This window comes from Prevotella illustrans (assembly GCF_017426725.1).
Classification (GTDB): Bacteria; Bacteroidota; Bacteroidia; order Bacteroidales; family Bacteroidaceae; genus Prevotella; species Prevotella illustrans.
In genome coordinates, this window is record NZ_JAERMS010000063.1 from 1 (window position 1) to 8,464 (window position 8,464).

At 47.5% G+C, this 8,464-nt stretch carries 9 protein-coding genes; 5 read left to right on the top strand and 4 right to left on the bottom strand.

The genetic code is table 11. From position 1 onward, the window contains the following. Positions 1-194 precede the first annotated feature (194 nt). From JHU38_RS11840 to JHU38_RS11860, 5 genes are all read left to right on the top strand, one after another. Positions 195-2,003: an AMP-dependent synthetase/ligase gene (locus JHU38_RS11840; RefSeq protein WP_107581641.1), complete on the top strand. Its 1,809-nt coding sequence runs from the start codon at positions 195-197 to the stop codon at positions 2,001-2,003. Between the two features lie 5 nt (positions 2,004-2,008). Next, positions 2,009-3,127 carry a peptide chain release factor 2 gene (prfB, locus tag JHU38_RS11845; protein WP_107581642.1) on the top strand — a complete coding sequence of 373 codons (1,119 nt, stop codon included), beginning with the start codon at positions 2,009-2,011 and terminating at the stop codon, positions 3,125-3,127. Positions 3,128-3,257: 130 nt separating this feature from the next. Continuing rightward, a complete protein-coding gene (locus JHU38_RS11850) occupies positions 3,258-3,413 on the top strand; it encodes a hypothetical protein (RefSeq protein ID WP_158267289.1) in 156 nt (51 codons plus the stop codon). Beyond that, positions 3,413-3,931 carry a CYTH domain-containing protein gene (locus tag JHU38_RS11855; RefSeq protein ID WP_107581643.1) on the top strand — a complete coding sequence of 173 codons (519 nt, stop codon included), beginning with the start codon at positions 3,413-3,415 and terminating at the stop codon, positions 3,929-3,931. Before JHU38_RS11850 ends, JHU38_RS11855 begins: the two co-directional genes overlap by 1 nt. A 231-nt stretch (positions 3,932-4,162) precedes the next feature. Beyond that, entirely contained in the window at positions 4,163-5,047 is an 885-nt protein-coding gene (locus JHU38_RS11860; protein WP_107582354.1) for a helix-hairpin-helix domain-containing protein, read from the top strand. Between the two features lie 119 nt (positions 5,048-5,166). Here JHU38_RS11860 and JHU38_RS11865 read toward each other — a convergent pair whose 3' ends face one another. The 4 genes from JHU38_RS11865 to rpmH all read right to left on the bottom strand — a co-directional run bounded on the left by JHU38_RS11865 (position 5,167) and on the right by rpmH (position 8,245). Then, complete coding sequence (locus JHU38_RS11865; protein WP_107581644.1) at positions 5,167-6,168, bottom strand: D-alanine--D-alanine ligase; 1,002 nt, start codon at positions 6,166-6,168, stop codon at positions 5,167-5,169. A 12-nt stretch (positions 6,169-6,180) separates the two neighbouring features. Further along, on the bottom strand, positions 6,181-7,260 hold the full coding sequence (locus tag JHU38_RS11870; protein ID WP_107581645.1) for an RluA family pseudouridine synthase: 1,080 nt from the start codon (positions 7,258-7,260) through the stop codon (positions 6,181-6,183). Between the two features lie 19 nt (positions 7,261-7,279). Continuing rightward, positions 7,280-7,987, bottom strand: coding sequence for a PASTA domain-containing protein (locus JHU38_RS11875; RefSeq protein WP_107581646.1), 708 nt, complete (start codon positions 7,985-7,987; stop codon positions 7,280-7,282). Positions 7,988-8,089: 102 nt separating this feature from the next. Further along, the gene (rpmH, locus tag JHU38_RS11880; protein WP_016665496.1) at positions 8,090-8,245 is read right to left on the bottom strand and encodes a 50S ribosomal protein L34; all 156 of its coding nucleotides are present in this window, start codon (positions 8,243-8,245) and stop codon (positions 8,090-8,092) included. Positions 8,246-8,464 lie beyond the last annotated feature (219 nt).

Below are 8,464 nucleotides of genomic sequence, written 5' to 3' on the forward strand. Positions count from 1 at the left end.
ATAATGCCACTTTTTTGATGGTATATGTAAAGATAATTCAGGGTGCGGTAGATATATCGATACCTGTAAACCTGTCCCCACTAATTTTCTACTTGAATATGCTTCCACAGATGGTTAGAAAGAATAAAAATCGCAGATATTTCTCATTTTTAAAAGAAATAATTACCTTTGTGAAATCAATAAATGGTTTACGTATGCAAACAAAATGTCATCTATCTATACTAATTCACGAACAGTCAAAGAAATACGGAGACAAGCCTGCGTTGACATTTCGTTGTTTTGGTAGCCTGAAATGGAAAACGGTTTCCTGGAAACAGTTCTCGTTGCGGGTGAAGCAGGTGAGCAACGCGCTTTTGAATCTGGGCATGAAGCCCCAGGAAAAAATAGCGGTGTTTTCGCAGAACTGTGTTCATTATCTGTATACCGATTTCGGAGCGTATGGTGACAGGGTTGTTTCTATTCCGATTTATGCCACCAGCAGCGAGCAGCAGATTCAATATGTCGTGAACGATGCTCAGGTAAGATTTCTTTTTGTAGGCGAGCAGGAACAGTATGACAAGGCTCATCGCATTTTTGCTTTATGCCCGTCATTGGAGCGAATTATCATCTTTGATGACAGCGTGAGAATCAGTACGCACGATCCTGCGGCCCTCTATTTTGAGGATTTCATCAAATTGGGAGAAGGACTGCCACGTCAGTCTGAAGTGGAAAACCGGTGGAAAGACGCGAACGAAGATGATATCTGCAATATTCTGTACACCAGTGGTACGACAGGTGAGAGCAAAGGCGTGATTCTTACTTATCGCCAGTATCACGCGGCGATAGAAGCCAACGGAAAGTGTGTGCCCATCAGTGAGAAAGACCGGGTCATCAATTTCTTGCCGTTTGCGCACGTGTTCGAGCGCGCTTGGGCTTATTTGTCTTTATCGGTAGGAGCTCAGCTGATTATCAATACTTATCCGAAAGAAATCCAACAGAGTATGCGCGAGACCCATCCGTCCTGCATGGCGAGTGTGCCACGTTTTTGGGAGAAGGTGTATATAGCCGTGAAGCAGCGCATGGAGGAGGCTAATCCGGTGGAAAAACTGCTTTTCAAACGGGCGTTGGCAGTAGGACGTAAACGTAATATAGAATATCTGAGTCAAGGTAAGAGGGTTCCTCTGACTTTGGAAATGGAATATAAGGTGATGAATAATTCGGTACTTAGTTTGGTTCGAAAGCAATTAGGCCTGAACAAACCGAATATATTTCCTACGGCAGGAGCCTATGTGTCGCTTGAAGTAGAAGAGTTTGCGCATTCCATCGGATTGGATATGTTGGTAGGTTATGGCCTGACGGAGAGTTTGGCTACGGTTAGTTGCGATCATCGTGGCAAACCATATACAGTAGGTTCTGTAGGCCGGCCGATCGAAGGTCTTGAAATAAAGATTGGCGAGAATGGCGAAGTGCTGTTGAAAGGTCCGACCATTACACCGGGTTACTATATGCGCGACGCCATCAATGCCGAGGCTTTCGATAAAGACGGCTTTTTCCATACGGGCGATGCCGGCTATATAGAAAATGGAGAACTTTTCTTAAAAGAGCGAATTAAGGACCTTTTCAAGACTTCAAATGGTAAATATGTAGCCCCGCAGCAGGTAGAAGCGTTGTTGTTGGTGGACAAATATATAGATCAATGCGCCGTTATTGCCGATCAACGTAAGTTTGTATCAGCGTTAGTTGTGCCGGAATTCAGAACAATAGAGGAATGGGCACAGCAACATCAGATTAAATATTCGTCACGGGAAGAGCTCTGCGCTAATAAGATGGTGCACGATATGCTGTTGGATCGTATTAAGACCTTGCAGCAAGGTTTGGCTCCTTACGAGCAGATTAAACGAATAACGATATTGCCACATCACTTCTCTATGGAGACCGGTGAGCTGACCAATACGCTTAAACTGAAACGTCCTGTGATTAATAAAATCTATAAATCGCTCATTGACAAGATGTACGAAGAGTAAAAGATATGATAACCGCAGAACAATTGAAAGATGTTGTGGAGCGAACGGAAGCGCTTCATAAATATCTGAATATCGACCGGAAACAAGTTGAATACGAAGAAGAGCAGCTGCGAACGCAAGCTCCCGACTTCTGGGAAGATCCTGAGCGAGCACAAGCACAGATGCGGCTCGTCAAAGGAATAGAGAAGTGGCTTGTAGACTATAAAGAAGTGAAGCAGTTGGCTGAAGAATTGCAGTTGGCGTTCGACTTCTATAAGGATGAAATGGTGACGGAGGCAGAGGTAGATCATGACTATGCCAAAGCCATCGCCGCCATAGAAGCTCTGGAACTGAAGAATATGCTTCGTCAGAAAGAAGATCCGATGGAGTGTGTGTTGAAGATTAATTCCGGAGCCGGTGGAACAGAAAGCCAGGATTGGGCTTCCATGCTCATGCGTATGTACATGCGGTGGGTGGAAGCGCATGGTTATAAGACTTCTATCATTAGCTTGCAAGAAGGTGATGAAGCAGGAATCAAGAGCGTGACTATGGAAATTACCGGTGGCGAATATGCTTATGGCTTCCTGAAAAGTGAAAATGGCGTTCACCGATTGGTGCGTGTGAGTCCGTTCAACGCTCAGGGAAAGCGTATGACGAGCTTCGCTTCAGTGTTCGTTTCGCCCCTTGTCGACGACACGATAGAGGTGTTTGTCGATCCTGCCCGCCTGTCGTGGGATACATTCCGTTCGAGTGGCGCCGGTGGACAGAATGTCAATAAGGTGGAGTCGGGCGTACGTCTGCGCTATTGGTATCAAGATCCCGACACGGGAGAGGAAGAAGAAATCCTGATAGAGAACACCGAAACCCGTGATCAGCCCAAGAACCGCGCAAAGGCTTTGTTGCTTTTGAAGAGCCAACTGTATGACCGGGCCATGAAGAAACGCTTGGAAGCGCAAGCAAAAATAGAGGCTGGAAAGAAAAAGATAGAGTGGGGAAGCCAGATCAGAAGCTATGTGTTTGATGATCGTAGGGTAAAAGATCACCGCACAAATTATCAGACAGCTGACGTTGACGGTGTCATGGACGGAAAGATAGATGATTTCATCAAGGCATATTTGATGGAATTCCCCGTCACGGACGAATAGGCTGGTGATTGGTAGAATTAGCGAAAGACCATGGAAGAAATAGACTTTAAGCGATCAAGTGATAATTAATAGATAAACTAACCTAAGTGTCTCTGCCTTTATTTGACACTCCTCGTCTATGGCGGGGCGAATGGAAGGCGTAAATACTATGAGTGAAAGAAGTAAGATGAATCGCGTGAGACGCGAAGCCAAACAAGAAGAGCAGGCCAAGAAAGTGATCAAAGGTATTTTTATCGCTTTAATTATTCTGGCAATTTTGTTTATGATTTATTCGACGATTATGTAATGAGCGGACTGGAAATAGAACGTAAGTTTCTGGTGAAAAAAGGCGACACGTATAAGCATGCCGCCTTTTCTCATAGCCATATCCGGCAGGGCTATATCCCTGCTGATGGGGCAACGGTGCGGATTAGAACCCGGGACGACAAAGCTTATCTGACAATCAAGTCGCATGCGGGTGAAAACGGATTGACACGTTACGAGTTTGAAAAAGAGATAACGATGGAAGAGGCCAACGAACTGCTGAAACTCTGTAAAGGTGGAGTTGTTGACAAGTGTCGTTATCTGGTCGCAAGCGGAACGCATACCTTTGAAGTGGATGAGTTTTTGGGTGATAATAGCGGGCTTGTGCTGGCAGAGGTCGAGTTGAAAGATGAGAATGAAGCTTATGATAAGCCTGATTTCATAGGAACGGAAGTGACAGGCGACCGTCGTTTTTATAATTCCTATTTGATAAGAAATCCATTCAAATGGTGGCGTGAACAAATACCGGAAGCTTATCGGAATGAAACGACAGAAAGATAACTTATTTGTAGTTTTGTCATTGATTTATTCTTAAATGATAAAAGATTTTTTATATTTCTGTGATTTTAAATTAAGAATGAATCGAAAAAGTCACAAGAGCGTGCAAGTTTTGGAAGCAAGATAGGTATGATATTGACCACAATCGGCGGTCTGGCCATCTTGCCCCATCAGTTTCATTTAATCTAACTATGCCCACGCTGTTTGTGTTACTTACTAAAACCATGAATGTATATGAAATGGAAAGACCTGACCTATTTAATAAAGAGTGATCGCATCGTGCTGCTCACAGCTCTTCTTTTGGGCTTTCTGTTTATCCTTATGGTGTATCTGACAACCGAAGGCTTCGACCACTCTACAGCCATCGTCGGCGATACGGTGTCAGTCAGCTCTCTGCGCCACAATCCCCGTTACCCACATCGTTATTATCGGGTGCCTGTTGCTTCGGCCCGTTTGTTTGATTTTGATCCCAATACAGCCGATAGCACCCAACTCCTTGCTTTAGGATTGCGTCCTTGGCAAGTCAGGAATATCTATAAGTACCGAGCTAAGGGCGGTATCTATCGACGGCCGACCGATTTTGCCTGTCTGTATGGACTCACCCGAAAAGACTTTCTCCGATTGTTGCCACATATCAAGATCAGTTCCGATTATTTACCGGCTGTCACTCTGGCCGAGCCGATGCCTGCGTTTAAGCAGGACACACTGAAATATCCGCGTAAAATTCAGCAGTTAGAGCGTGTCGATCTGAATAAGGCCGATACGACCCAACTGCGCCATGTGCCGGGAATAGGCTCTTATTTTGCCCGCCAGATCGTGAATTATCGCCGACATTTGGGCGGCTTTCACAGCATTCAGCAGCTGCGTGAAATCGAGGACTTCCCAGAGAAGTCGCTCTCTTATTTCATTCTTCCCGATGATGATGTGACGCGTATTAACGTCAATACCGCAACCCTGTCGCAGCTCAGCCGCCATCCTTATATCACTTATACTCAGGCACGTGACATCGTTGATTACCGTCGGTTGCGTGGTCCTATCCACTCCCTCGGCGATCTGCGCCTGCTCAAGTCGTTCACGCCCCAGGCCCTTAGCCGTGTCGAACCTTATTTGAAGTATTGATGCCCCCATACCGGCTAAGACAAAGAGAGCCGTAGCAGCGCCTTTATACTGCTACGGCTCTCTTTGTCATGCAAACCTATTTCTGAAGGACTCGATCGTCCACTGCCGTTTGTTAGTCTTTAGTCATTAAACTGGTTCTCAATGATTTCTGAAAGTACGTCCTTGATGTCGAGCCCAGCGGCGCGAACCTGTTGCGGGATGAAACTTGTTACGGTCATGCCGGGTGTCGTATTGATTTCCAGCATGTAGATTTTATCGTTTCCGTCTTGGTCCTTCGTGATGATGTAGTCAATGCGGATAATGCCGTTGGCGTGCAGGATGTCGTAGATACGGCTGGTTTCCTGAGCCACTTTCTCCGCGGTCTCGGGCGAAAGGCGGGCCGGCGTTATTTCCTGAACCTGTCCGTTGTACTTCGCGTCATAGTCGAAGAACTCGTTTTTGGTCACTACCTCCGTGGCGGGAAGCACCACGCTCTTTTTCCTTGTCTTGTAGACGCCCTGCGAAATCTCCGTTCCGTCGAGGAATCCTTCTACCATGACCTCGTCACTTTCCATGAATGCCACGCGAAGCGCGGGTGCCAGTTGGTCGGAGTTCTTCACTTTCGAGACGCCGAAGCTGCTTCCGTCGGCCGCAGGCTTCACAAAACAGGGCATGCCTATCCGTTTTTCGATGGCGGCCTCGTCGTAAGCCTCGTTACGACGGAGCAGCATGCTGTCGGCCACATTCACGCCGAAGCCCCGTAGGTAGTTGTTGAGCACGTACTTGTCGAAGGTCATGGCCTCGACCAATACGCCGCTCGTGCTGTAGGGAATGCCCAGCAGCTCGAAGTAGCTCTGCATCAGTCCATTCTCGCCGGGCTGTCCGTGAATCGTGATATAGGCGTAGTCGAAAAGTACGGCCTTGCCGTTGAGCAGGAAAGAAAAGTCGTTCTTGTCTATTCGGGCAGTCTCGCCGTTCTGCAAGTCCACGTGCCAGTCCTGTCTTTTGATGTCGACGATATAGATATTATATTTTTCTTTGTCGAAGAAAGAGTAGAGTCCCTGTGCCGAGCGGAGGGATACGTCGTGTTCTGAAGAATCGCCACCGCAGACGATGGCAATGTTTCTCTTGAATGTTTCCATTTATCTTGATCTTTAATTTTGTTCGAAAGTATCGGCCGTCGTGCCTTTGATGAAGTGGCGCCACTTGTCTATCAGTCGGGCGAAGTCGTCCGGCCATTCGCTGTCGAAGTCCATCTGCCGGCCGGTGGTGGGATGAACGAAGCCCAGGGTCTTGGCGTGCAGCGCCTGTCGCGGGCATATCTTGAAGCCGTTTTGTATGAAAGCCTTGTAGGTGCTGCTGCGCTGTCCCCGCAATATCTCCGTTCCGCCATAGCGTTCGTCGCCAAACAGCGGGTGCCCAATGTGCTTCATGTGGGCTCGTATCTGGTGGGTGCGACCCGTTTCGAGCACACATTCCAACAGCGTCGTGTAGCCGTAGCGTTCCAGCACACGGTAGTGGGTGACGGCCGGCTTACCGATTTCCGAGTCGGGAGCGAACACCTTCATGCGCAACCGGTCCTTCGGGTCACGTCCGATGTTGCCTTCGACGCGACCTTCGTCCTCCACCAAGTTACCCCACACCAAGGCATTGTAGCTGCGGTGGGTTGTTTTGTTGAAGAACTGCTTGCCCAATGCGGTCTTGGCTTCTGGCGTTTTGGCCACAACCAGCAGACCGCTCGTTTCCTTGTCGATGCGGTGCACCAATCCCACCTCCGGGTCGTTGGGGTCGAAATCCTTCACGTCTTTCATGTGCCAGGCCACCGCGTTGATGAGCGTACCGGTGAAATTGCCGGCACCGGGATGTACCACCATGCCCGCTTCCTTGTTAATAACCATCAGTTGATCGTCTTCGTAGACGATGTTGAGCGGTATGTCTTCTGCCACGATCGACGTGTCGTGCTTCGGACGGTCGAGCATCAGCGTGACAATATCGCCCGGGCGCACCTTGTAGTTGCTCTTGACGGGCGTGCCGTTTACATGGATAAAACCGGCATCGGCGGCGTTCTGAATGCGGTTGCGACTCTGATACGGGTTCTTCTCGGCCAGATATTTGTCTATTCTGACGGGCTTCTGTCCCGGGTCCACCTCTATCTTCCAGTGCTCGTAGAGGCCGTCGTTGTCGTTATCGAAGTTTTCGTTGTCTTCTAATATGTCGTCTGTTACATCGATCATGTCCTTATATTATTGGGTATCAGGGATTGGCGGGCTTCTGTGGTGTTTCGGGCTTATGCTCTTTCTCCGGAGCCTCCGGTGCCGTCACTACATCGAACTCGTCCACCTCGTCTTCATCGGTCTGTTGTTCCGATTCTGCCGGATCGATATAGTTAATGTCATCTTCAGAATTTCTCATGCCGTTGCCCACCTGTATCACGAGTGAGTCTTCAATGGGTATGCGTTGTCCCGCCATAACATGGCGCCCTCTGACGATGATACCGTAAACCCAGTCTTTCTCACCCGGAATGAATTCCGGCGAAGCCAGTTTGAATCCCATTGCCGTCAGTTTGGCCATGGCTTCTCTGAGCGAACTGTTGTCGATGATATCGGGAAGCGACAGCGTAGGAGAAAGTGTCGAATTGATGGTCACATATATAATATGTCCTGACTTCACCTTAGACCCCGACACCGGATTCTGCTCCAGCACGCAGTCGGCCGGCAGATTCTTTACATATCCGGTATCGCTGACGACTATTTCCAACCCTCTGTCCTTTAGGATGCGTTGGGCGTCGGCAAACTTCATGTGCTTTAGGTTAGGAATCTCGATGGCTTCTCCGTGGTGTGTATAAAGATCGAGTCCGTATTTAACGCCTATGATGATGCCGGCTATGACCACTACCATCGCCAAGATGTTGCCCCATAGATACCGGCTTTTAAATTTATTGATAAATTCTGAAGACTTCATTGCGTATAATGACTGTATGCAAAAGTACAAAAAAAACAGAAAGAAGCAAAGACAACTCTTTGCTTCTTTCTGTTTTCTGCTAATATTCTACCGGCGTGGTAATTACTTACCGTGGTTTTCATCAGAAACAGTTAATTTTTTACGACCGCGTGCACGACGTGAAGCCAATACGCGACGACCATTCTTTGTTGCCATACGTTCGCGGAAACCGTGCTTGTTCACGCGACGACGATTGTGAGGCTGAAATGTTCTTTTCATTTTGCTATATATTTTATTGTTTATTATTCCTTGGAATATAGCCGCAGAACACGGCAACAAAGGGCTCAGTTGGTAGCTCCGAACCTTTTGGGTTGCAAAATTACTCATATTTTTCGAAATACCAAAGAATTAACGGTTTTTTCATGGTATTTTTTTTGTATTGTTCCAATAGTGTCCTAAATATTTTTCAAAAAAGTGAAGGAAGTTGTTTTCACTAAG

What these genes read in the sequence shown, in the direction of transcription:
- JHU38_RS11840 (WP_107581641.1), top strand. Translation starts at nt 195, where the DNA reads ATGCAAACAAAATGTCATCTATCTATACTAATTCACGAACAGTCAAAG.
- prfB (WP_107581642.1), top strand. Translation starts at nt 2,009, where the DNA reads ATGATAACCGCAGAACAATTGAAAGATGTTGTGGAGCGAACGGAAGCG.
- JHU38_RS11850 (WP_158267289.1), top strand. Translation starts at nt 3,258, where the DNA reads ATGGAAGGCGTAAATACTATGAGTGAAAGAAGTAAGATGAATCGCGTG.
- JHU38_RS11855 (WP_107581643.1), top strand. Translation starts at nt 3,413, where the DNA reads ATGAGCGGACTGGAAATAGAACGTAAGTTTCTGGTGAAAAAAGGCGAC.
- JHU38_RS11860 (WP_107582354.1), top strand. Translation starts at nt 4,163, where the DNA reads ATGAAATGGAAAGACCTGACCTATTTAATAAAGAGTGATCGCATCGTG.
- JHU38_RS11865 (WP_107581644.1), bottom strand. Translation starts at nt 6,168, where the DNA reads ATGGAAACATTCAAGAGAAACATTGCCATCGTCTGCGGTGGCGATTCT.
- JHU38_RS11870 (WP_107581645.1), bottom strand. Translation starts at nt 7,260, where the DNA reads ATGATCGATGTAACAGACGACATATTAGAAGACAACGAAAACTTCGAT.
- JHU38_RS11875 (WP_107581646.1), bottom strand. Translation starts at nt 7,987, where the DNA reads ATGAAGTCTTCAGAATTTATCAATAAATTTAAAAGCCGGTATCTATGG.
- rpmH (WP_016665496.1), bottom strand. Translation starts at nt 8,245, where the DNA reads ATGAAAAGAACATTTCAGCCTCACAATCGTCGTCGCGTGAACAAGCAC.